At 73.9% G+C, this 24280-nt stretch carries 10 protein-coding genes; 7 read left to right on the forward strand and 3 right to left on the reverse strand.

What is annotated here, in order from left to right; translation table 11 throughout:
* Positions 1–66: 66 nt before the first annotated feature.
* Both OG985_RS41315 and OG985_RS41320 read right to left on the reverse strand, forming a co-directional pair.
* Positions 67–822, reverse strand: a complete 756-nt coding sequence (locus OG985_RS41315) for a dienelactone hydrolase family protein (protein ID WP_371673524.1) — start codon at positions 820–822, stop codon at positions 67–69.
* Between the two features lie 158 nt (positions 823–980).
* The gene (locus tag OG985_RS41320) at positions 981–1601 is read right to left on the reverse strand and encodes an L-threonylcarbamoyladenylate synthase (protein WP_371673525.1); all 621 of its coding nucleotides are present in this window, start codon (positions 1599–1601) and stop codon (positions 981–983) included.
* A gap of 83 nt (positions 1602–1684) precedes the next feature.
* Here OG985_RS41320 and OG985_RS41325 point away from each other — a divergent pair, with 83 nt between their 5' ends.
* Together OG985_RS41325 and OG985_RS41330 are read left to right on the forward strand one after the other, a co-directional pair.
* Positions 1685–2275 (forward strand): GNAT family N-acetyltransferase, encoded by a 591-nt coding sequence (locus tag OG985_RS41325; RefSeq protein WP_371673526.1) that lies wholly within the window; start codon positions 1685–1687, stop codon positions 2273–2275.
* A gap of 45 nt (positions 2276–2320) precedes the next feature.
* Complete coding sequence (locus OG985_RS41330) at positions 2321–3892, forward strand: helix-turn-helix domain-containing protein (RefSeq protein WP_371673527.1); 1572 nt, start codon at positions 2321–2323, stop codon at positions 3890–3892.
* Positions 3893–4385: 493 nt separating this feature from the next.
* On the opposite strand, the gene OG985_RS41335 is transcribed toward OG985_RS41330, so the two are convergent.
* Complete coding sequence (locus OG985_RS41335; RefSeq protein WP_371673528.1) at positions 4386–4853, reverse strand: hypothetical protein; 468 nt, start codon at positions 4851–4853, stop codon at positions 4386–4388.
* 262 nt (positions 4854–5115) lie between these two features.
* Here OG985_RS41335 and OG985_RS41340 point away from each other — a divergent pair, with 262 nt between their 5' ends.
* The 5 genes from OG985_RS41340 (at position 5116) to OG985_RS41360 (ending at position 24251) form a co-directional block, all read left to right on the forward strand.
* Entirely contained in the window at positions 5116–6465 is a 1350-nt protein-coding gene (locus OG985_RS41340; protein WP_371673529.1) for a transaminase, read from the forward strand.
* 49 nt (positions 6466–6514) lie between these two features.
* A complete protein-coding gene (locus OG985_RS41345) occupies positions 6515–6955 on the forward strand; it encodes an Lrp/AsnC family transcriptional regulator (protein ID WP_371673530.1) in 441 nt (146 codons plus the stop codon).
* A gap of 56 nt (positions 6956–7011) precedes the next feature.
* A complete protein-coding gene (locus OG985_RS41350; RefSeq protein ID WP_371673531.1) occupies positions 7012–7248 on the forward strand; it encodes a hypothetical protein in 237 nt (78 codons plus the stop codon).
* Between the two features lie 336 nt (positions 7249–7584).
* The gene (locus tag OG985_RS41355) at positions 7585–9309 is read left to right on the forward strand and encodes a fatty acyl-AMP ligase (RefSeq protein ID WP_371673532.1); all 1725 of its coding nucleotides are present in this window, start codon (positions 7585–7587) and stop codon (positions 9307–9309) included.
* A gap of 245 nt (positions 9310–9554) precedes the next feature.
* Complete coding sequence (locus OG985_RS41360) at positions 9555–24251, forward strand: SDR family NAD(P)-dependent oxidoreductase (protein ID WP_371673533.1); 14697 nt, start codon at positions 9555–9557, stop codon at positions 24249–24251.
* Positions 24252–24280: the final 29 nt, after the last annotated feature.

Consider the following 24280-nt stretch of genomic DNA (forward strand, 5'->3'; position numbering starts at 1 on the left):
AAAAAGGGGTCGCCGGTGAGCCACGACGGGCCACCGGCGTCCCTGCGTAGAGGGTCGTCCCTGTGCTCAGAAGGTCCGCTTCAGCAGATCCAGCAACGCCACCCAGTGCCGCTCCGCGCCCTTCTCGTCGTACGCGGCGGTGTCGGCCTGCGTGTAACCGTGCTCGGATCCGGAGTAGACCTCGCAGGTATGACGGACTCCCGCGGCGCTGAGGGCCTCCTCGAAGCGCTCGATCTGCTCGGGCGGCAGGCCTGGGTCGTTGTCGGCGTGGCCGAAGTACACCTCGGCCGTGATGTGCCCGGCCGCCAGGTGGGGGCTGTCCGGCGCGTCGGTCACGAGACGGCTGCCGTGGAAACCGGCCACCGCCGCGACCCGGTCCGGATGTGCGGCGGCGGTCGGCAGGGTGAGCCGGGCGCCCATGCAGTACCCGGTCACCGCGACCGGGCCGTCCGAGACCAGTGCGCTCCCCGCCATCCACCGCAGGTACGCGTCGGCGTCCCGGACGATCAGTTCGGGGGTGAGGGCCAGCACGAACGGGTACAGCGTCTCGAAGATCTCCGGGCGCGCGGCCGGGTCGATGAACTCCGGCAACTCCATGACGGGGGCCCGTCCGTGACGGTAGAACAGGTTGGGAACCAGCACCGTGTAGCCGGCCGCGGCGAGCCGGTCGGCCATCGCCCGCAGGTGCGGGCGCAGCCCGAAGGCGTCCTGGTAGAGCAGCACGCCCGGCCGGGGCGTCCCGTCACCGGGATGCGCGAGATAGGCGTCGGCGACGCCGTCCTCGGTGGGGATGTCCACGGCTGTTCCCTGTACGGAGGTCATGGGGGTGCCTCTCTGCGCGGTGCACGACGACGAGTGGGCGATCCGCCCGGCGAGGCCGGGCGGCGACCATCGTTGCACGCACCATCCACCTGGCCGTTCGGGGCCCCCGGTGCGGGGTCGCGAGGGAAGCGCAGGTGCTGCGTCCGGTGTGCCGAGAGCTACTCGAAGCGCGTGGCGTCCCCCGCGCCGTACCGGATGATCTCGGCCTCGCCGCCGGAGAAGTCGATGACCGTCGTCGGCTCGGTGCCGCAGTCACCGGAGTCGACCACCGCGTCCAGGACGTGGTCCAGCCGGTCCTTGATCTCCCAGCCCTGCGTCAGCGGCTCGTCCTCGTCCGGCAGGAGGAGGGTGCTCGACAGGAGCGGCTCCCCGAGCTCGGCCAGCAGGGCCTGGGTGACGACGTGGTCGGGGATGCGCACGCCGACCGTCTTCTTCTTCGGATGCTGGAGCACGCGCGGCACCTCCCTCGTCGCGGGCAGGATGAAGGTGTAGCTGCCCGGGGTGGACGCCTTGATCGCGCGGAACACGTCGTTGTCGATCCGCACGAACTGGCCCAGCTGCGCGAAGTCCTGGCACACGAGCGTGAAGTGGTGCCGGTCGTCCAGCTTGCGGATCGTACGGATCCGGTCGATACCGTCGCGGCTGCCCAGTCGGCTGCCCAGCGCGTAGCAGGAGTCCGTCGGATACGCGATCAGCGCGTCGGCGCGGATCATGTCGGCGACCTGGGCGATGGTGCGCGGTTGCGGGTTGTCGGGGTGCACGTCGAAGTACTTCGCCATTCACCGAGCTTATGCCGTACGGGTGCTCCGCCCGCGCAGGCGGTGTCACGGCGGCCCGCACACCGACGCCGTACGCTCCGCGCATGGATCACGACACCGTACGGCTGGAGACACCCGCCACCCCGTCCGCTCCCGCGCTCGTCCTGCGCCCCTGGCGCCCCGAGGACGCCGACGACCTGGCGTCCGCGAGTCGGGACGAGCTGCTGCGCCGCTGGGTGACGTCCGTCGCGGACGACCGGGAGAGCGCCGCACGCTGGCTGCGGGAGCAGCGGCACGGCTGGGAGACGGGGACCCGCTACGCCTTCGCGGTCGTCGAGCGGCTGGGCGAGGCGGCCGACGGGCCACTCGTCGGTCACACGGTCCTCAAGCGCCGCCTCCCGGACACCTCGGTGGCCGAGGTCGGCTATTGGACGGCCGCACACGCCCGTGGCCGGGGCGTCGCGCCGCGAGCCCTGGACACCCTGACGGAGTGGGCGTTCACCGTCTTCGCCGGCGACGGGCTCACGCGTCTCGAACTCGTCCACCAGGCGGACAACACGGCGTCCTGCCGGGTCGCGGAGAAGTGCGGGTACACGTTCGGCTCGCTGCTGCCCGCCGCTCCGCCGGCCTTCCCGCGGGACGGCCATGTCCACGCCTGCGTTCGCGGCGCCGAGCGAAGGGCACGCGTGGGGTAACGTCCGCGGACGGTGGACGAGGCAACCCGCGAGGAGAAGGCCGACATGGCTGGCCGAGAGGACGGAATCCCCCCGACGACAGACCGCACGACAGACCGCACGAGGGACGGTGCGACAGAGCGCACGGCGGAGAGCGCGAGAGAGGGCGGGCACGTGGACACGCCGTGGGCCCAGGGACTGCTCGAGCATCTGCGGCCGACCGGTCGTGACCTCCGCAGGCTCGTCGCCTGGCTCGCCGACACGGTGCACGGCACGGCCTCCCTCCAGGACCACACCGGCGCCCTCCTCGCCGGCCCGCGTACGGCCTTGCGGCAGGACCTGGTCGCGGACCTCGTCACCGGCCGGATCGCCTCCGCCGCCTGGGACGACCAGGGACAGCACCTGCGCCTGGTCAGGGTCGCGCATCCGCACACCTCGTCGGCCTGGGTGCTGGCGGTCTCGCGCGAGGCCCCGTTCGACCGGCGGGCCTCCGAGATCGTCACGCACACCGCCCAGGTCGTCGAACTCCTGCTGCGGGCACGGGAGGCCACCGAGGCCGCACGGCGGCTGGAGCTGGCGGCGGCCGATCTGCGGCTGGCGATCCTCCAGCTGCTGATGGTGGAGGACACCGTCTCGGCGCGCCGTGTCGCCGCGGGCCTGTGGCCGGGGCTGCTCGACACGGACACGGCGTGCGTCTACGTCGTGGAGAGCGGCCCCGGGGAACGCGACGCGCTCGCCGCCGAGTGCCGCGACATCACGGCGGAACGGGCCCTGGTCGTGCGCTGCCCGGCCATGGACCGGCACGTGATCGTCGTGACCCCCGGCGAAGCCGCGGGGGAGGAGCTCCGCTCACTGATCGGCCGGCGCCCCGGCACGTTCCTCGGCGGCAGCGTCCGGCAGAGCCTGGCCCGGACCGCCACCGCCTACGGGCAGGCCGTGAGTGCCCTCGCCGTCGCCCGGTTCCGGCCGGACAAGACGGCGGTGTACGCCGAACGCACCCACCCGGAACGGCTGATGGACCCGGAGGCACTGCGGGTCTGGACCACCCAGGTGCTGCGCTCGCTCGACGTCCTGCCCCACCACACCCGCGCCGAACTGCTGGCCACCACCCGGCTGGGCCTGGAGTTCACCGCCGTGAGCGCGGCGAAGGTCCTGGGCGTGAGCCGCAACACCGTCCGCGCGCGCATGGAACGCGTCGAGGGCCTGTTGCGCACCGACTTCTCCGACCTCACGGTCCGCGCGGTCGTCCATCTGGCGCTGAACACCCAGGTCGGCCTGGGTGAGGAGGCAGTCGACGGCGGCACCCGGCAGGCCGGACAGCCGCAGGTCGGCGACCTGCTCGCCGGGCCCGGTCTGCGCACGTGGGCGTGCGACCTGCTGGGGCGGCTGGACACGGACGCCCGGGACCTGCGCCGCACCCTGCGCACCTGGATCGCCGCCGGGGGCAACGCCGAACGGGCCGCACAGACGCTGGGCGTCCACGCCCAGACCGTGCGCGAGCACGTCCGCAGCGCGGAACCCGTGCTGGAACGCCAGCTCCTCTCCGCCGGCAGCGACCTCTATGAGGTCGTCGTCGCCCATGTGGCGACGGGAGACCTGCGGCCGCCCGCCCTGGACCGGGCGAAACCGGGCCATTAGGACGCACCTGTGCACGGGTGAGCCCTCCGGGCGGCGCAGCGGGCATTGTTGCGGTTCACAACGGCTCGTGCGGGACGTAGGTTCGACGGGCCGCGGGGGCACGACCGGAACGGGGGACCGGTCGGGTCCCCGCCCGCGGTGCCGGCCGGCCGAGGGGCCGCACCGGTCTCCTGGTGGCTTGAAGCGCTGAGGGACGGCCCCTGCCGGGCTTTCGGTCCTGGGTCGCGGAGCCACGGACAGGGCAACCGCTCGGAGAAGGCGGCCGGTTCCGAAGTGCCGTACGGCGACGCCTGATTGCCTCCGTCCCGTACGGCGACGCCCGCTTGCTCCGTCCCTTACGCGCGCTCGCCTGCCGTGAGATGCCTGCCGGGTTGGCGGGCGCCCTTCTGCGGGGACGCACCCGGGACGAAGGGTGAAGAGGGAAGCCGGGGCGGCGGACCGGCACCCCTTGTCGCGTGGCGGCACAGTGCCGGGCCGGCCTGGGGGGGGCAGGTCAGTCGCCGGACAGGGGGGCCAGCACGGCGAGTGTGCCGTTCGCCTGACGTAGGGCCAGCTCCAGGGTGACCGGGGCGTGCAGCGCTCCGGTCCCGTCGGGCGGAATGAGCCATTCGAGGGAGCGGGCGGCCCGGTACGGCGGGGGTACGGCGACCCAGGAGCCCCGGCCGGCGTTCCGCAGGCCCTCCCCGACCCAGCGGCTGCCCGGGTCGGGCGGCAGGAAGAAGCCGACCCGGTGGGCCGCCGTGTCCACCAGCGTCGGCCCGGGTACCGGAAGCGAGGGTCTCCACAGGAGGTCCAGCGTGAGCAGGCCCAGGTGGTCGGGCACGCTGAGCAGGTCCCAGAACCGCCCCGCCTCGAGAAGGGCGATGCCTTCGCCCTCGTCCCACGCGCGTTTGCAGGTACGGGGGTTCGGGGCCGCCGCGGCCAGCCACTCGATGCCGTGCGTCCACAGTGCGTTGGTCATGTCCCCCTCCAGGTGATGTTCGCTCGGCCGCAGGGATGCACGAAAGATCCGGCCGGGGCGGTCGTCGGCCGCCGCACGCGATCCCGGCATATGCATGCTGGTGGATATTTCTATGTGGCGGAAGGGGTGGCGTGGCCTGGCGAATCACGGACGGCTGAATCGATCGTTGTTGCGATTGATTCGGTCGCTTTCTCTTGAAGAGTCGTCGTTTTCGGTCGTACGCTGCGGTGGTTCAGTCGCCTCCCAGCCTTCGGGGTCTGCCATGGATCGTCCACGACTACATGACCTGCTCGTCCGTGAGAGGGCGGAGGCCGAGCGCCGGTGCCCGCGTTCGAGAGACGCTCACGCGCGTGCCGCACACCTCTTCGGGCGGGTCCCGATGACGTGGATGAACAAGACCGCGGGCCCCTTCCCCCGCTACCTCGACAGCGCCCACGGTGCCCGCGTCACGGACATCGACGGCCACGAGTACATCGACTTCTGCCTGGGCGACACCGGCGCCATGGCCGGTCACTCCCCGGCGGCGGTGGCCGAGGCGGTCCAGCACCGGTTCGCCGTGCAGGGCGGTGCCACCGCGATGCTGCCGACGGAGGAGGCCGAGTGGGTCGGCGCCGAGCTGACCCGCCGGTTCGGGCTGGCCCGCTGGAGCTTCTCACTGACGGCGACGGACGCCAACCGGTGGGCGATCAGGCTGGCCCGGGCCGTCACCGGCCGCCCGAAGATCCTGGTGAACAGCTACAGCTACCACGGCAGTGTCGACGAGTCGCTCATCGTGGTCGGCCCGGACGGCCGCGGTGTGGCCCGGCCCGGCAATGTCGGAGCCCCCTGTGACGTCACCCTGACCAGCCGGGTCGCGGAGTTCAACGACCTGGCACAGCTGGAGCGCGAACTGGCCCACGGCGACGTGGCCGCCGTCCTCATGGAACCCGCGCTGACCAACATCGGCATCGTGCTGCCGGAACCCGGCCACCTCGCCGGAGTCCGCGCTCTGACCAGGCAGTACGGCACCCTGCTGATCAACGACGAGACCCATACCTTCTCCGCCGGGCCGGGCGGGTGCACCGCCGCCTGGGGACTGGAACCCGACCTGCTGACCATCGGCAAGGCGATCGGCGGCGGTATCCCGGCCGGCGCCTACGGGCTGTCCGCCGAACTCGCCGACCGGCTGCTCGGCCGGGCCGACCTCGACCTGGTGGACATGGGCGGCGTCGGCGGCACCCTGGCCGGCAACGCCCTGTCGGTCGCCGCGATGCGGGCCACGCTCGAGCACGTCCTGACCGACGAGGCGTTCGCCCGCATGGCGAAGCTGTCCGAACGGTTCGAGGCGGGAGTGCGCGAGGGCATCGACGCCCACGCACTGCCCTGGTCCGTCAGCAGGCTCGGCGCCCGCACCGAGTACCGCTTCGCCGACCCGGCGCCCCGCACCGGCACCGAGTCCGCGGCGGCGGCGGACCCGGAACTCGAGGACTTCCTCCACCTCTATCTGGCCAACCGGGGCATTCTGCTGACGCCCTTCCACAACATGGCGCTGATGTGCCCGGACACGACCGAGCAGGACGTGGACACCCACACGGAGATCTTCGCCGCGGCCCTCACGGCTCTTGCGGGCTGAACCACCCGGTGAGGCCGGCCACGCCGGCCGGAAAGGAAACCCCCGGAGCATGGACGAGATCGACCGGGCCATCCTGCGCGAACTGCAGACCGACGGCCGTATCGCCTACGCGGACCTCGGACCCAAGGTCGGCCTGTCGGCCTCCGCGGCCCGGCAGCGACTCCAGCGGCTGCTGGACTCCGGGGCGGTGTCGGTGGTCGGGGTCACCGACCCGATGGCCATGGGCGGGCAGGCCATGGCGCTGCTCGGGATCGTCGTGGACGGCGATCCGCGCGAGGTAGCCGACGAACTGGCGGGGCGTCCGGAGGTGGTCTACTCGGTCCTGACCTCGGGCGGCTTCGACCTGTTCGCCGAGGTGGTCGCCCCGGGCCCCCGGCAACTGCTGGACTTCGTCAACGATGTCGTACGCCCGGTCGACGGGGTACGGCAGATCCAGTCCTTCCCGTACTTCGGCATCCACACCCACCGCTTCCTGTGGGACGTGGGCTGAGCCCGTGTGCCCGTCGGGCGTGCGGGTACTCGGCCCGCGACACGAAGGAGGCCCGAATGACCAGCAGTGCGGACACCGGTGGCGTGACCGGCACGCCGGACAAGGACTACAACCTGATCTGGTACGTGGAGGCGTGCCTGAGCAACGCGCTGCGCCTGGAGACGTACATCCAGGACGCCGAGCGCGAGAAGGACGCGGAGGTCGTCGACCTGTTCCGCAAGGCCCAGGCGGACAGCCGCAAGGGTGCGGAACTGGGCAAGAAGCTCCTGCGGGCGCGGCTGGACGGCGGCTGACGCCGGCTCCTCCCAGCGGCCCGGTCACCGAGGTGGATCCCCGGCGGCCGGGCCGCTGTCGTAGGGTGGTCCGGAACGTCCAAATCCCTTACGACACCCAGGGTTTACACGAGGCCGGTCGGTGGGGCCGACGGGACTTGCTAGGGTGCTACTCACCGGTAGCAAGCTGAAACGGGGGACACGAGGAGTCTGCGCTCACCGCAGTTCCTCGGACGAGTGGTCGAGAAGGACGCTCTGGCAAGGGGGCCGGAGCGGCCACGGCTGCCGCGCGGATACAGGCGCGGCCCTCGAACGCCAGTTCCTCGCCCACCGATTCAGACAGGTGACACTCGTCTTATGGCTCGTTCCCTGGTCGATCTGCTGACCACGCACGCCTCGCACCAGCCCGACCGGACCGCGTACCGCTATCTCGTCACCGGCGACTGCGACGGAGAGATCCAGGACATCTCCTACGGGCGTCTGGCCCGCCGGGCCCGGGCCATCGCCGGCTGGCTGCAGGAACGCGGGCTGGCCGGCTCCCGCGCCATGCTGCTGTACCCGCCCGGCCTTGAGTTCATCTCCGGCTATCTCGGCTGCCTTTCGGCCGCCGTCGTCGCCGTGCCGGGAGTGCCCCCGCAGGGCCGGTCCCAGAACCACCGTGCGCTGACCCGGATGAAGCGACTGATCGCGGACGCGGACGTCAAGGTGATCCTGGGCGGGCGCGAGGTGATCGCCGTGCTCGGCGCCATGGCGGAACACCTGCCCGAACTCGCCGACCTCACCTGCGTCGTCACCGAGGACATCCCCGACGAGGCGGCCGACTCCTGGCGCGAACCCGACCTGACCGCCGACTCGGTGGCCTTTCTCCAGTACACCTCGGGTTCCACCTCCGCCCCGCGGGGCGTGGTGGTGACCCACGGGAACCTGATGGACAACGAGCGGGCCATCACCGAGCGGATGGGACACACGCCCGACGCCATCGCCGCGTACGACCGCGAGATGTTCGTCAGCTGGCTGCCGGTGTACCACGACATGGGTCTGATCGGCCCCGTCCTGAACACCGTCCACCTCGGCGTCACCGCCACCCTCTTCTCCCCGCTGCACTTCCTGCAGCGGCCCGAGCGCTGGCTGACCGCCATCAGCCGATACCGGCCGCACACCACCGGCGGCCCCAACTTCGCCTACGAGCTGTGCCTGAAGCACGCCACCCCCGAACTCCTCGACGGTCTCGACCTCGGCTCCTGGAAGGTCGCCTACAACGGCGCCGAACCGGTACGCGCCGCCACCCTGCGCCGCTTCGCCGAAACCTTCGCCCCGGCCGGCTTCCGCCGCGAGGCCTTCTACCCCTGCTACGGCCTGGCCGAGGCCACCCTGATCGTCACCGGCGGCTCGGTCGACGCCCCGCCCACCCTGATCGAGGCCGCCCGGACCGGCCCGCACGCCGGCGCGGCGGACGCCGCCGCCGTCTCCTCCGGCCGGCCCGCCCCCGGCACGACCGTGGTCATCGCCGACCCCGAACGGCAGGAGGAACGTCCCGAGGGCGAGGTCGGCGAGATCTGGGTCTCCGGCGCGAGCGTCGCCAAGGGCTACTGGCGCAACGCCCTCGCCACCCGCGAGACCTTCCGCGCCCGTCTCGCCGGCCGGGAGGGCCGCTTCCTGCGCACCGGCGACCTCGGATTCCTGCGCGACGGTGAGCTGTTCGTCACCGGCCGGCTCAAGGACCTCCTCGTCGTCGACGGCCGCAACCACTACCCGCAGGACCTCGAACTGTCGGCGGAGATGTGCCACCCGGCGCTGCGGCCCGGCTGCACCGCCGCGTTCTCCGTGGACGGCGGAGTCGCGGGCGAACAGCCCGTCGTCGTCGCCGAGACGATCCCCGAGGCCGCCGACGAGTCCGAGAGGATCACCGATCTGATCCGCAGCGCGGTCGGCGGCGCCCACGGCCTCGCGGTGCACGACGTCGTCCTGGTGCACCCCGGCACGATCCCCAAGACGTCCAGCGGCAAGATCCAGCGCCACGCCGCCCGCGCGGCCTACCTGAACGGCACCCTCGCCGCGGTCGGCGCCACCGCCGCGCGCTGACCACGCCCGCCGCCGACGCCCAGCTGCCGCGCCGGCGGCACAACGGCCGTACCGCGGCCACCCGTTCGGTCCACGACGCCCGAGACCGGCCGTACACCTCGTACGCCGTTCACGCCGCCCCGCTCCGAACACGCCGCCGTACGCCGTCGTAGGCCGACCACGCCGCCCGTCCGTATCCGCGCGCCCCGGCCGGGGCGGTCGTACGGAACCAGCCTGCGCCCGAGTTCACGAGGACACCTCTCCAGATGCCTGCGAACGAGTCTCCGAAGCATTTCCCCGCACCGTCCGTCACGACCCCCGAAGGCATACGGGCCTGGCTGACGTCGGCCGTCGCCGAGGCGGCCGGACTCGCCCCGGAAGATGTCGACCCGCTCCGGCCGATAGCCGAACTCGGCCTTGGATCACGCCAGTTGGTGACACTCGCCGCGGATCTCTCCGAGCGTCTCGGACGGCCCCTCAGCCCCGCTCTCGTCTTCGAGCACCCCACCGTCGCCGAACTCGCCGACGCGGTGCTCCACGACCGGTCCGGCGAACCCGTCACGGCGCGGCCGCGGCCGACGGACCGGGCCCCGCGGGCCGACGACGACATCGCGATCATCTCCATGGCCTGCCGGTTCCCCGGCGGCGCCGACGACCCCGAGTCGCTGTGGCGGCTGCTCGCCGAAGGAGCGGATGCCGTCACCGAGGTACCCGCCGGCCGCTGGGACACCCACGGGCTCCTCGATCCCGACCCGGAGGCCGGCGGCACGGCGTACTCCCTGCGCGGCGGCTACCTCACCGACATCGACCGTTTCGACGCGGCCTTCTTCGGGATCTCCCCGCGCGAGGCCGCCGCGATGGACCCGCAGCAGCGCCTCCTGCTGCAGACCACCTGGGAGACTATCGAACGCGCCGGGATCGTCCCGGAGACCCTCAACGGCAGTTCCACGGGCGTCTACATCGGCCTGTACGACAGCGGCTACCTGGCCTCGGCCTCGCTGGACCAGCTCGACGGGCACATCGGCACGGGCTCCGCGGCCAGTGTCGCCTCCGGGCGCATCGCCTACACCCTCGGCCTGCAGGGCCCCGCCGTGACCGTCGACACCGCCTGCTCCTCCTCGCTCGTCGCGCTGCACCTGGCGGCGCGGGCGCTGGCGGCCGGCGAGTGCGACCTCGCGCTGGCGGGCGGTGCGACGCTGCTGGTCACCCCGCGCGGGCACGTCGAGTTCAGCCGGCTGCGCGGACTGTCGCCGTCCGGACGGTGCAGCCCCTTCTCCGCCGACGCGGACGGCGTGGTGTGGGCCGAGGGCTGCGGCCTCGTGCTGCTGAAGCGGCTCGCGGACGCGCGCCGGGACGGCGACCAGGTCCTCGCGGTCGTCAAGGGGTCGGCGATCAACCAGGACGGCCGCAGCCAGGGCCTGAGCGCTCCCAGCGGGCCGGCGCAGGAACGGGTGCTGCGCGCCGCCCTGGACGCCGCAGGGCTCCGGCCCGACGACCTGGACCACGTCGAGACGCACGGCACGGGCACCCCGCTCGGCGATCCCATCGAGGGCCGGGCGCTGGCCGCCGTGTTCGGACCGGGACGGCCCGGGGAGCGGCCGCTCGGCATCGGCTCCCTGAAGTCCAACATCGGTCACACCCAGGCCGCCGCCGGCATCGGCGGCGTCATCAAGACGGTCCTGGCCCTCCGCCACGAGCTGCTGCCGGCTTCCGTGCACGCCCGCAACCCCACCGAACACGTCGACTGGCTGCACAGCGGCCTGCGCCTGCTCGATGCCGCCCAGGCGTGGCCGTACTCCGACGACCGGGTACGGCGGGCCGGCGTGAGCGCCTTCGGCATCAGCGGCACCAACGCCCATGTGGTGCTGGAAGAGGCACCGCGGGAACAGGCGCGGGTGACGGCCGAAGAGTGTGCGGACGGGGGCCCGGTCCCGGACCGTGCGGCTGTGGGGCCGGTCCCGGACCGCGCGGCCTTGGACGCGGTTTCGGTCCCGGTCCCGGCCCCGGCCCCGGCCCCGGACCCGGTTCTCGTGGCGGTCGGCGGGGAAGGCGCAGCCCGACCGAGCCTCTTCGCCCTCTCCGCCCGGACCCTGCCTGCCCTGCGGGGACAGGCCGACCGGCTTCACCGGGCGCTCGTCGAGCGGCCGGAGACCCCCCTCACCGCAGTGGCGACGACGCTGGCCCACCACCGCACGCACTTCGAGCAACGAGCCGTCGTCCGGGCGGGCGACCGCGACGAACTGCTCACCGCCCTGCGCCAACTCGCCGACGGACAACCGCACGAGGATCTGACCGTCGGACCCCAACAGGTCTCCCCGACCGGCAAGTTGGTCTTCGTTTTCCCCGGCCAGGGCTCCCAGTGGACCGGCATGGCCCGCGACCTGCTCGACCGCGACCCCGTGTTCGCCGACGAACTCGACCGCTGCGACGCCGCGTTGCGGCCGTTCACCACCTGGTCGACGGCGGCGGTCCTGCGCGGCGACGCCGGCGCGCCGTCCCTGGACCGGGTCGACGTGGTCCAGCCGGTGCTGTTCGCCGTGATGGTGTCCCTGGCCGCCGTGTGGCGGGCCCGCGGTGTCCGCCCCGACGCCGTCGTCGGACACAGTCAGGGCGAGGTGGCCGCGGCCTGTGTCGCCGGGGCCCTGAGCCTCAACGACGCGGCGGCGGTCGTCGCCCTGCGCAGCCAGGCCCTGACCGCCCTGTCCGGCACCGGCGCCATGGCCGTCGTCGCGCTGCCGCACACCGAGGTCGAGGCCCACCTCGCCGGGCACGCGGGCCGCGTCTGCGTCGCCGCCGTCAACAGCGGTCGCTCCACGGTGGTCGCCGGTGAGGTGACGGCCGTGGACGCGCTGCTCGCCGAACTGGAGGGGCGGCAGGTGTTCGTCCGCCGCCTCGACGTCGACTACGCCTCCCACAGCGCCCAGGTCGAGCCGGTGCGCCGGACGATCCTCGACGAACTCGACGGCGTCATCACCTCCCCGACGTCCGTCGCCTGGTACTCCACGGTGACCGGCGCGCCCGTCACCGAGGAACTCGAAGCCGACTACTGGTACACCAACCTGCGCGAGCCGGTGCGCTTCGCACCCACCGTGGAGCGCATGGCGGCCGACGGCTACCGGTACTTCGTCGAACTCGGCCCGCACCCCTCCCTGCTCACCGCCCTCGGCACGGTCGCCGAGGACGTCGGTCACGACCTGGTCGCCGTCGGATCACTGCGCCGCGACGAGGACGGCCCCGCCTGCCTCGACCGGTCCGCGGCCGAACTCCACGTCCACGGAAGGCCGCTGGACTGGCGCCGACTCGTCTCCGGCAGCCGGCCCGCCGACCTGCCGACGTACGCCTGGGACCCGCGGCGCCACTGGATCGAACCCGCCCCCGCCACCGGCACCTCCGGCCTCCTCGACCGTGCGGCCCACCCGTTGCTCGGCATCCAGTTGCAGTCCGCGGACGAGACCCGCTGGACCTTCCGCAACGAGTGGTCACCGGCCACCGCGGACTGGCTGGGCGACCACACCGTGTTCGGCCGGACCGTCGTGTCGGGCACCACCGTGATGGAGGTGTGCCGCGCGGCGCTCACCGTGGCCCGCCCGGACGCCGCGGACGACGTGACCGACCTGCTCCTGCTCGCGCCGCTCACCCTGCCCGCCGCCGGCACGGTCGAGGTGTCCGTGGAGGTGTCCGCCGCCGGCCCCGTGCCGGAGGTCACCGTGCACAGCCGCCCGCGCGGTCGGGAAGACGCCGGCTGGACCCTGCACGCCACCGCGTCGGCGGCCGGTCCGTCCCCCGCGCCGGGAGGCCCGCCACCGGTGTGGCCGCACACCGCGGAGCAGGCCTGGAGCGAGGAGACGTACGTACGGCTGAACGGCCTCGGACTCAGCTACGGACCGGTCTTTCAGGGCGTACGGCAGGTCGTCGCCGCCGGAGACGGCGAACTGCTGGCCCGGCTGTCACTGCCGGTGGCCGCCCGGGACATGAGCGACCCGTATCCGGTGCACCCGGCGCTGCTGGACGCGGCACTCCAGGTGGCCGCGGCTTTCGACGCCACCGACGGCCGAGTGCTGCTGCCCGTGTCGGTGGGCCGCTGCGTCCTGCCGCCGGGCGGCGCGAACGACCTGACCGCGTCCGTACGGCGGACGGGCGGCACCGGCACCGACCTGACGCTGGACGTGACCCTGTGGGACACCGACGGGCTCCCGGCCGGCCGCCTGGAGAACGTACGCCTGCGGGCCGCCGACCCGGCCGACCTGACCGTCGGCTCGGAGAACACCCGACACCTGTACGAGGTCACATGGACCACGGTGACCGCGAACCCGGACCAGAGGCCGGACACCCTGTGGACCGTGGTGGGCGACCGGTCGACCCCACACATCGCGGAGACCCTGCGCGGCCTCAAGGCGGCGCACATCCGGACGGGGGAGTGGACGCCGGACGCCCCCCGGCCCGCCGAGGCGGAAGCCGACGCGATGGAGGCCGGGGTGGCCTCGGGGGTGCGGCCCGGCGGGGCGGAGGTAGGAGCGCGGCCCGCCGAGGCGGAGGTAGGAGCGCGGCCCGCCGAGGCGGAGGCAGAAGCGCGGCCGGTCGAGGCGGTGGCAGGGACCCGGCATGGGGGTGCGGACTCGGATTCGCGGCCCACCGAGGCGGAAGCGGACATGCGTCGGGTCGGGACGCCCGCCGGGACGGACGCGGCCCCCCGGCCCGCCGAGGCGGAAGCCGACGGGACGCGGGCTGAGGCACCCGCGGGCACCCGGCCCGCCGAGGCGGAAGCCGACGCGATGGAGGCCGGGGTGGCCTCGGGGGTGCGGCCCGGCGGGGCGGACGTGGTGGCGCGGTCCGCCGAGGCGGGAGTTGACGCGCGGCAGCACGGGGTGGTCTCAGCCGTGCGGCCCGGTGGGACGGACGCGGGAGCGCGGGGCGCCGAGGCGTGGGGAGAAGCGTGGCGGGGCGAGGCGGTAGCGGGGGCGCTCCGTGGGGCGGACGCGGGCCCCCGGCCCGCCGAGGCGGTCCCAGGCGTCCTCGTGCGGTTCTGGCCGTGTGCCGCGGTGGGTGACGAAACGGCGGCCGCCGCCGGCGAGTTGGCGGCCACCGCTCTGGCCGAGTTGCAGACGCTGCTCGCCCTGCCGCCCGGCGAGGCGCCCGCCCGGATCGTGTGGGTGACCCGGGGCGCGGTCGCGGCCGTCGACGGGGACACCGTTCCCGGCCTCGCCCAGTCGGTGCTGTGGGGCCTGGCCCGCAGCGCTCGCGCCGAACACCCGGACCTCGGGCTCAGCCTCCTCGACCTCGACGACTCCGATCCGACGGCCGCCCTGATGGCAGCCGCCACGCATCCCGACGAGCCCGAACTCGCCCTGCGGCAAGACCAGTTGTTGGCCCCCAGGCTGGTGCGCGCCCGTACCGGGGACGTGCCGCGGGCCCCGGCCGGCGACCGCCACGAGCCGGCCCGCTCGCCGCGGGAGGTGGCGCTCCGCGCCCCGGTCCCCACCGACGGCACCGTCCTGATCACGGGCGGACTCGGTGCGGTCGGTCGTCACATCGCCCGACTGCTGGCCGAACACGGTGTGAGACGGCTGGTGCTGACGTCACGGCAGGGGACGGGTGATCCGCGTGCGGCCGAGGCCGTCGCCGACCTCGCGGCGCTGGGTACCGTCGCCGAGGTGGCGGCCTGCGACGTGGCCGACGCGGCGGCCCTGGCCGGTGTACTCTCCACGGTCGGCGAGGAGTTGCCCCTGCGCGGAGTCGTGCACTGCGCCGGCGTCCTGGCCGACGGCGTGGTCGCCGAGCTGACCCCCGACCGTCTCTCGCAGGTGCTGCGTCCCAAGGTGGACGGCGCCGCACACCTGCACCGGCTCACCGCCGACCTGCCCCTCGACCTCTTCCTGCTGGTCTCCTCGGCCGCCGGTGTCGTCGGCAACGCGGGCCAGGCGAACTACGCCGCCGCCAACGTCTTCCTCGACCAACTGGCCCACCACAGAAGGGCGCTGGGCCTGCCCGGTGTCTCCGTCGCCTTCGGCGCGTGGGCGGGCGAGGGCCTGGCCGCCGAGCACGCCGACCTGGACCGGATGGCCCGCCTCGGCCACCGCGCCCTCACCCCAGACCAGGGCCGCGACCTCGTCCGAATCGCCCTGCGACGCGGCTCCCCGCACCTGGTCGCCTGGGCACTCGACCTGCCCCGCCTGCGAGCCGCCGCGGTCGCCGGGGACAGTGCCACGACGGCCCTGTGGCGCTCCCTGCTGCCCGCACCCCCCGCCGGCCAGGGCGGCGGACCCCGCCTGGCGGATCGCCTCGCCCGGCTTCCGGAACCCGAACGTGCCGACAGGGTCCTCGCCCTCATCCGTGAGGAGGCCGCCCACGCCCTCGGCCTGCGCTCGGCGGACTCCGTCCCCGCCGACCAGCCGTTGCGCGACCTCGGCATGGACTCGGTGACGGCGGTCGACCTGCGTAACCGCATCGGCACCCGCGTCGGCGCCAAGCTCCCCGCCACCCTGGTGTTCGACCATCCCACCCCGGCCAGGCTCGCCACGCACCTGCTCGCCACCACGCTCGCCACGGACGGCCGTACGGCCGGACGGGCCGCGTCCGATCCACGGCCCGCGCGCACGGCCTCCACGCCCGGCGACGAGCCGGTGGCACTGGTGGCCATGGCCTGTCGGCTGCCCGGCGGGGTCGACGACCCCGAGGGCCTGTGGCGCCTGGTCGCCGAGGGACGCGACGCGGTGGGCCCCTTCCCGGCCGGACGCTGGGACGTGGAGTCCCTCTACGATCCCGACCCGGATGCCGCGGGCAAGTCGTACGCCCGCGAAGGCGGCTTCCTCGACGACATCGAGTCCTTCGACGCGGGGTTCTTCGGGATCACACCGAAGGAGGCGGCGGCCATGGACCCGCAGCAGCGGCTGCTGCTCGAGACGGCCTGGGAGTCGCTGGAGCGCGCCGGTATCGTGCCCGCCGACCTCGCGGGAAGCACCACCGGCGTGTACGTCGGCATGTTCGGCAGCGACTACCTGTCCGGCACCCGGCTCGACCAACTGGACGGATACGTCGGCACCGGCTCGGCCCTGAGCGTGGCCTCCGGGCGGCTCGCCTACACGCTGGGCCTGGTCGGCCCGGCGCTGACGGTCGACACGGCCTGCTCGTCGTCGCTGGTGGCCGTGCACCTGGCGGCCCAGGCACTGCGTGCGGGCGAGTGCGACCTGGCCCTGGCCGGCGGCGTGACGCTGATGGTGACACCGCAGACCTTCGTGGAGTTCAGCCGGCTGAGGGGCCTGTCCCCGACCGGCCGCTGCCGGTCCTTCTCCGACGCGGCCGACGGCGCCATCTGGTCCGAGGGCGCCGGCATGGTCGTACTGAAGCGGCTGGACGACGCCCGGCGTGACGGCGACGAGGTGCTCGCGGTGCTGCGCGGGACCGCCGTCAACCAGGACGGCCGCAGCCAGGGACTGTCCGCGCCCAACGGCCCCGCCCAGGAGCGGGTGATCCGGCGCGCCCTGGAGCTGTCCGGGCTGGAGCCCGCCGACATCGACTACGTGGAGGCGCACGGGACGGGCACCACACTGGGCGACCCGATCGAGGCGAACGCGCTGGCGCAGGTCTTCGGCAGCCCGCGCCCCGAGGACCGGCCCCTGTACCTGGGCTCCCTCAAGTCCAACGTCGGCCACGCCCAGGCGGCTTCGGGCGTGACCGGGCTGATCAAGGTGGTGCAGTCGCTGCGCCACCGGACGCTGCCGCGCACCCTGCACGCGGGCACCCCCAGCCGCCATGTGGACTGGGCGGACAGCGGGCTGAGCCTGCTGCGGGAGCCGGTGGCCTGGCCGGAGGGCGAGCGGACACGCCGCGCCGGAGTGAGCGCCTTCGGGATCAGCGGCACCAACGCACACGTGATCGTGGAGGAGGCCCCGCGGGCGGATCCGACGGCCGTGTCGGCGGAATTCGGCTCGGGAAAACTCTTGTTCACGGTGTCCGGGCGCAGTGAGGCGGCCCTGCGCGGGCAGGCCGCGCAGCTGGCCGCTCACCTGTCCGAGGACGTGGCGCTGCCGGACCTGGCCCACACCCTGGCCCGGCACCGCACCCACTTCGAGCGTCGAGCCGCCGTGGTGGCGGGTGACCGGAACGAACTGCTGGACGGACTCGAGGCGTTGGCGGGCGGACGCACGCCGGCGACCCCCTTCCGCGAGGAGCCTGCGGGCAAAGTGGCCTTCGTCTTCGCCGGGCACGGCGGCCAGTGGCCCGGCATGGCACTGGACTTGATGACCGACTCGGACGGGTTCCGCGAGGAGCTGACCCGCATCGACGAGGCGGTGCTCCGGCAGGCCGGCTGGTCGGTGCTCACCGCGCTGCGGGCCCCGGAGGACATCACCCCGCTCGCCCGGACCGAGTTCCTGCAGCCGGTGCTGTTCGCCGTCAACGCGGCGCTGGCCGCCGCCTGGCGCGCCCTCGGCGTCACCCCGGACGCGGTGGTCGGACACAGCCTGGGCGAGATCGCCGCCGCCTACAGCGCGGGTGCCCTCACCCTCGACGAGGCCGTCAAGGTGGTGACCGGGCGCGCCCGGGCCGTCGTACCGCTGGAAGGCAGGGGCGGCATGCTCGCCCTCGAACTGCCGCGCGCCGAGGTCGAGGAACTCCTCGCACCGTACGCCGGCCGGCTGTTCGTCGCGGCCGTCAACAGCGCCCACTCCACGGCGGTCTCCGGCGACACCGACGCGCTGGCCGCACTGGCCGCCCACCTGGAGAAGCTGGACGTCCCCGCCCGCCGGCTCTCGACCCCCTTCGCCTCGCACACCCCGCTCATGGCCCCGCTCCGCGAGGACCTGCTCGAACGGCTGGCGGGCGTCGAGGGGTCGCGAACGCCGACCACGCTGTACTCGACGGTCCTCGCCGAGCCCGTCCCGGGGGACCGGCTGGACGCCGGCTACTGGTACGACAACCTCAGCGAGCCCGTCCGCTTCGCCGACACCGTGCGGCGCATGCTCGACGACGGCTACCGCACCTTCGTGGAACTCAGCCCCCACCCTTCCCTCGGCCCGTCGATCGAGGCGGTGGCCGCCGAGGCGGCCGTCGACGTCGTGAGCGTGGCGTCGCTGCGCCGGCAGCGGGGCGGACAGGAGACCCTGCTGCGCGGACTGGGTGACATGTACGTCGCCGGCCACACCCCCGACTGGGCGGCCCTGGTCCCGGCGGGCCGCCGCACCGACCTGCCCACCTACGCCTTCGCCCGCGAACGCCACTGGATCACCCCCGCTCCCCTGGCCCCGGCCGGTCACGGCTCGCCGCTCCTCGGCACCCACGTCGAGGCCAGCGACGAACCCGACCGGCACCTCTTCCAGGTGGACATCGACCTGCGCGACAGCCGGTTCGCGTATCTCGCCGACCACCGGGTCACCGGCGAGGTCTGGCTGCCCGCCGCCGCGTTCCTCGACATGGCCCTGGAAGCCGCGTCCGAACTGCGGGACGCCGGCGACCTACGGCTCGCCGACATCAGGTTCGTCCAGCCCTTGCGGCTGGACCCTGACACACCCGTGCGGCTGCAACTGGTCCTGCGGCCCGCCGAGGACGGTTTCCGGGACTTCACCATCGCCTCGGCTCCGGCCGGTGAGCGGCGAGCGCCGTGGCAGCGGCACGTCACCGGGCGGGTGGCCGTCGGCGCCGCCGAACCCGCCGTCCAGGCAGGCGACGACCCGCGTGAGGAACTCGCGCGGCTGCGTGAACCAGATGTGGAGGGCGTCGACCTGGCGGCCGTCCACGCCGGGCTCGCGGCCCTCGGCATCGACTACGGCCCCGCCTTCCGCGGCCTCGAGGACGGCCGCCGCACGAACACCGCGGCCCTGGGCCGGCTGACCGCGCGACCCGACGACGGCCATCTGCTGCACCCCGCGCTCCTCGACGCCGCCTTCCACACGGCCGCCCTGCCCGGGGACGCGCCCGAGGGCCGGGCGTTCGTACCCGCCGGAGTGGGACGCCTGCGCCACACCGCACGGCGGTCCGCGCCGGTGTGGGTGACCTGCCGGCTGCGCTCGCTGGACGGCGACCGGGCGACGCTGGACCTGCGGTTGTGGGACGAGGACGACCAACTCGTCCTGGAGTTGCGGGAGTTCGAGCTCGCCGCCCTCTCGCCGCTGGACGGCGCCCTGTTCGAGACGCGCTGGCAGCCACGCCCCGTGGCCAAGGAGCCGGCCGTGCAGGGCAGTTGGCTGCTCCTTGCCGACGAGAGCGGAGTGGCCGGCGAACTCGCCCAGCGGCTGGGCGCCGCGTCCGTGCCGTATGTCAGCGTCCGCAGCGGCACGGAGTTCGCCGCCGAGGGGCACGGACAGTACGTGCTCGATCCGGCCGATCCGCGCCAGCTGGCCCGGCTGCTGGACGAGGCCTTCCCCGACGGGCCGCCCCGGCGGGTCGTCCAGCTGTCGGCGCTGGACGCGCCGCCGGTCACCGACACGGCGTCCTCCCAGGAAGCGGCCCGGCTGTGCTGCCTGAGCACCCTGCACCTGGTCCGTGCCCTCACCGACCGCCCACAGGGCCGCCCGCCCCGCCTGTTCATGGTGGTCAGGGGCAGCCAGGCGGCCGGTGACAGTACCGGGGTGGCCCACCCCGAGCAGGCCTTGGCCTGGGGTTTCGGCCTCGCGGTGGCGCAGGAGCACCCGGAGCTGGCCACCACGCTGATCGATCTGCCGCCCACCGGCGGCGCCGACGCCCTGTGGACGCAGCTGCGGCACGCCGACGACGAACGCCTGGTCGCACTCCGCCCCGCGGGCCGTCTCGTCCCGCGCCTGACCCGCACCCGCCCGGACGACGGCGGCCACGGCCGCGTCACCCCGGACGGCGTCGCCCTGATCACGGGCGGCCTCGGCGGCCTCGGCCGCGTCGTGGCCGAACGCCTGGTGCGCCGAGGGGCCCGCCGGCTGGCCCTGCTGAGCCGCGGTACACCCTCCCCCGACGCGGCGAGCTGGATCGCGGCGCAGGAGCAGGGCGGGGTGAGCGTGCGTCTCGTCCGCGCCGACGTCGCCGACCGCGCGGGTCTGACGGCCGCACTGGACGCCGTACGACAGGAAGCCGGGCCCATCGCCACCGTCGTCCACACGGCCGGTGTGCTCGACGACGCCACGGTCGCGAACCTGACGGACGAACGCGTCCTGCGTGTCCTCGCCCCCAAGGTGCTGGGCACCGCCCTGCTCACCGAACTCGTCCCGGAAGCCGAGAACCTGGTCCTGTTCGCGTCGGTGGCCGGCCTTCTCGGCTCGGCCGGACAGAGCCCGTACTCGGCGGCGAACGCCTTCCTGGACGCCTGGGCCCACCATCTGTCGCGCACCGGACGCCGGGCGCTGAGCCTGGACTGGGGCGCCTGGGCGGAGGTCGGCATGGTCGCGGCCTCCGGCACCCGGGCCGCCGAGACCGGCCGGTCGGGTCTGATCGCCTTCACCCCGCAGGAGGGCGGTGAACTGTTCGACCGGGTGCTGGCCACCTCGCGTCGCCAGCTCGCCCCCGTCGCCCTGGACTGGGAGCTCCTGGCCCTCGACCCGGACGCGGCCCGCACCCGTCCCGTCCTGGCCGACCTCGTCACGGCCCCGGTGACCGGCACGCACGCCGACGACCTGGTCAGGAAGATCCTCACCGCGCCGACGGACCAGGACCGCGCCGAACACCTCGAAGCCTACGTACGCGCCAGGGTCGCGGAGGTCTCCGGCGGCACCGCCGAACCGTCCCCGACCGCGGGCCTGAAGGAACTGGGACTGGACTCCCTCATGCTGGTACGGCTGCGCAACGCCTTCGCCCGTGAGCTGGGCGTCGAACTCCCCGCCGCCGCCATGTTCTCGGCCCCCGACCTCCGCGGTCTCGCCCGCACCCTGGGCCGGGCACTGCCCGAAAGCGCCCCCGCCACCAAAACCCCCGTCCGGCAGCCCGCCGAGCGTGCCGTGGAGGTGCCCGAGACGGCTCTGCGCCCCGCCACCCGCGATGTCGTACGGCTGTTGCGCAGCGCCCAGCCGGGCATGCCGGACCCGGCGCACGCCGTCGGCCTGGCCGTACGGCTCACCTCGACCACCACCCGCGAGACGCTCACGGCCATCCTCACCCGGCTCGCCGCACGGCACGCGGCCCTGCGCACCGGGATCGTCACCGGTCCGGAGGGCGGCCGACAGCTCCTGGTCCGCAGGGAGTCGGCGGAGCCACTGCTGCGCTGGACGCCGGTCACCGCCGCGACCGGACCCGACGCGGACGAAGGGCTCCGGCTGCTGCTGGAGCCGCCGTTCGACCTCACCCGTCCACCGCTGTGGCGCTTCGAACTGCTGGACGGCGGAGCGCGCGGCCAGATCCTGGTCTACGGCGCCCACCACGCGGTGAGCGACCTTCAGTCCCTGCTGCTCGTGGCCGCGGAGATCGACGCCGAACTGTCCGGCACCCCGCTCGGTGACACCGTCACCAACCGTGACATCGACCTGCTGATCGAGGCGCAGGAGACCAAGGGGGCGCGGCAGACCCGGGAGCCCGGTGACGGCGCCGCCGAGTGGCGCCAGGCCTTCCACGGCAGCTCCCGCCTCGACCTGACGCTCGCCCGGCCGCGCCCGGCACGCCGGTCCTACCGGGCCGGCAGCGTCACCGTGCCCCTCCCCGACGGGCTGCCGGAGCGGGTCTCGGCGGCCGCGAGCCGGCTCGCCGTCACGCCCGCCGCGTTCTGCCTGGGCGCGCTGACCGTGCTGCTGGCCCGCCGCCGGGAGCGCGAACGCTTCGTGCTCGCCGTGCCGGTGGACACCCGCATCCACGCCGACGCCTTCGACGCGGTGGGCTTCTTCGGAGTGCCGGTGCCCTTCCCGGCCGAGGCCCGCCCCGACGAGCCGATCGAGGAGGTGCTGCGCCGCACCGACAGCCGCCTCGGCAAGGTCCTGGCGAAGGGTGCCGTGTTCTCCGACGTGCTGCCGACACTGGCGAAGCAGGGGCTGTACCGGCCGAACGCACCGCTGGTGGAGGTGTACTTCAACTACGTACGCTCCGCGTCCGGCCGCCTCACCCACCTCGACGTGCTGCCCGCCGGAACGGGCTACTCCGACCTCGACCTGATGATCACGATGACCCCGGACGCGGGCCGTGTCCGTCTCGACCACAACCTCGACATCCTGGACGAGGCAACGGCCACCGGGCTGGGGGAGGAGCTGGTGCGCCTGCTGGGAGAGACGGCCGAGGATCCCCGCGGCCCGGTACGGGCCGCGGGGAAGACGGTGGGGGCGATGCCGGGCACGGTGGGGACGACCGTGGGCGCGGTCGGGACTGTGCCGGGCACGGCCGGGAGGACCGTGGGCACTTCGCCCGCAGCGGCGAGCAAGGTGGCGGCAACGGCCGCGATCGACGCAGTGCCTGCCACGGCCGGCGACACCGTCGGCGCCCCCACCACCGTCCCTCGCCGCACGCTCGCCCTCGCCGCCACCTTCGCTCTCGGCAACCTCCCCGCGCTGTGCGAGGCGGCGGTCGACGAGGGAGTTCGGGACGGCGGGGCGACCGCGGTCGCGGAAGCCCCGTACCACCAGGTGCTGGCCGCCGTGCAGGACCCCTCCGGCGCTTTCGCCGACCCCGCCACGGCGGCCGGTGTGGTGCTGGTCCGGGCAGCGGACCTGGAGCGCTTCGGGCCGGTGGACGACGCACTGCTCGCCGAGCTGCGCGACGCGTATCCGGCCGCGCTACGGGCCCTGGCCGACCGCACCCGCAAGCCGCTCATCGTCGGCTTCCTGCCTGCCGCACACCCCGAGGAGCGCTTCACGCGCTGGGAACGGGAGATCGCCGACGAACTCGCCGAACTGCCCGGCATCGCGGTGCTGCGGCCCGATGACTGGACGCGCTACCACGCCGTCGGGGAACGGTTCGACGAGCGGACCGAACGCCTGGCCCACCTCCCCTTCACCCCGCACTTCCAGGCGGCGGTGGCCCTGCGCCTGGCCGAGACCGTACGGGCGGTCCGGCGTCCCGCGCCGAAGGTGATCGTGGTCGACGGCGACGAGACCCTGTGGGGCGGGGTCGCCGGAGAGAGCGGGCCGGGGTCCGTCGACCTGACCGGCCCGCGCGAGCTGCTGGCCCGCAGGTTGCTGCGGTGGCGTGCCGCGGGCGCGCTGCTGGCCCTGGTCAGCAACAACGACGAGGACACGGTCCGGGCCGTCCTGGACCGCCCGGAGAGCACGCTGAAGGCAGAGCACTTCAGCGTGCTCTCCGCCGCCTGGGGGCCGAAGCCGGTCCGTGTCGCCGAAGCGGCGCGCAGCCTCAACCTGGGCCTGGACAGCTTCCTGTTCCTCGACGACAACCCGGCCGAGATCGCGAAGATGCGGTCGGCGCTGCCGCAGGTCCTGTCGGTGACCTGCCCTCCGAAAGCCGAACTCCCCTATTTCCTACGGCGGTTGTGGCCGCTGGTCCCGGCGGCGGCCACGGCCGAGGACGCCCTTCGGGCCCGGTTCTACGAGCAGGAGCGGGAGCGGGACGCCGTCCGGGACCAGGCCGGCTTCGAGGAGTTCCTCGCCCAGCTCGACCTGCGCGTCGAGATGTGCGAGCTGGCGGCGGACGCGGTCCCGCGAGGCGAACAACTCGTGCGCCGCACCAATCAGTTCACCCTGCGCGGGCGCTCCGCGGACGGCGGAGACCTCGCCCGGTGGCGCGAGCACGGCGAGGTGTGGACGGCCGCGGCCCGCGACCGCTTCGGCGACTACGGGCAGATAGGCCTGCTCGCCGTCCGCGCGGAGGGCGACCAACTCGACGTACTCGCCTGGCTGATGAGCTGTCGCGCACTCGGCCGGGGCGTCGAGGAACGCATGCTGCAATGGCTCGCCGACCGGGCCGAACAGCTCGGCTGCACCAAGATCCGTCTGACCGCGGAACGCACCCCGCGCAACGCGCCGGCGCGACGCCTGCTGGCCGCCCTCGGCGGCGGCGACCAGGACGACGAGCGACTGGAGGCCGTCAGCACGCCCGAGCACCTGCGGGCGTTCCGCTCCTGGCGGCACCAGTGACCGGGCGCGCCACAGGGTGTGGCAGCAGT

The organism is Streptomyces sp. NBC_00289, assembly GCF_041435115.1.
Lineage (GTDB): Bacteria > Actinomycetota > Actinomycetes > Streptomycetales > Streptomycetaceae > Streptomyces.

Excerpts from the sequence above, each read along its gene's own strand:
- OG985_RS41315 (WP_371673524.1), bottom strand. The coding sequence starts at position 822 with ATGACCTCCGTACAGGGAACAGCCGTGGACATCCCCACCGAGGACGGC.
- OG985_RS41345 (WP_371673530.1), top strand. The coding sequence starts at position 6,515 with ATGGACGAGATCGACCGGGCCATCCTGCGCGAACTGCAGACCGACGGC.
- OG985_RS41335 (WP_371673528.1), bottom strand. The coding sequence starts at position 4,853 with ATGACCAACGCACTGTGGACGCACGGCATCGAGTGGCTGGCCGCGGCG.
- OG985_RS41330 (WP_371673527.1), top strand. The coding sequence starts at position 2,321 with ATGGCTGGCCGAGAGGACGGAATCCCCCCGACGACAGACCGCACGACA.
- OG985_RS41350 (WP_371673531.1), top strand. The coding sequence starts at position 7,012 with ATGACCAGCAGTGCGGACACCGGTGGCGTGACCGGCACGCCGGACAAG.
- OG985_RS41340 (WP_371673529.1), top strand. The coding sequence starts at position 5,116 with ATGGATCGTCCACGACTACATGACCTGCTCGTCCGTGAGAGGGCGGAG.
- OG985_RS41325 (WP_371673526.1), top strand. The coding sequence starts at position 1,685 with ATGGATCACGACACCGTACGGCTGGAGACACCCGCCACCCCGTCCGCT.
- OG985_RS41355 (WP_371673532.1), top strand. The coding sequence starts at position 7,585 with ATGGCTCGTTCCCTGGTCGATCTGCTGACCACGCACGCCTCGCACCAG.
- OG985_RS41360 (WP_371673533.1), top strand. The coding sequence starts at position 9,555 with ATGCCTGCGAACGAGTCTCCGAAGCATTTCCCCGCACCGTCCGTCACG.
- OG985_RS41320 (WP_371673525.1), bottom strand. The coding sequence starts at position 1,601 with ATGGCGAAGTACTTCGACGTGCACCCCGACAACCCGCAACCGCGCACC.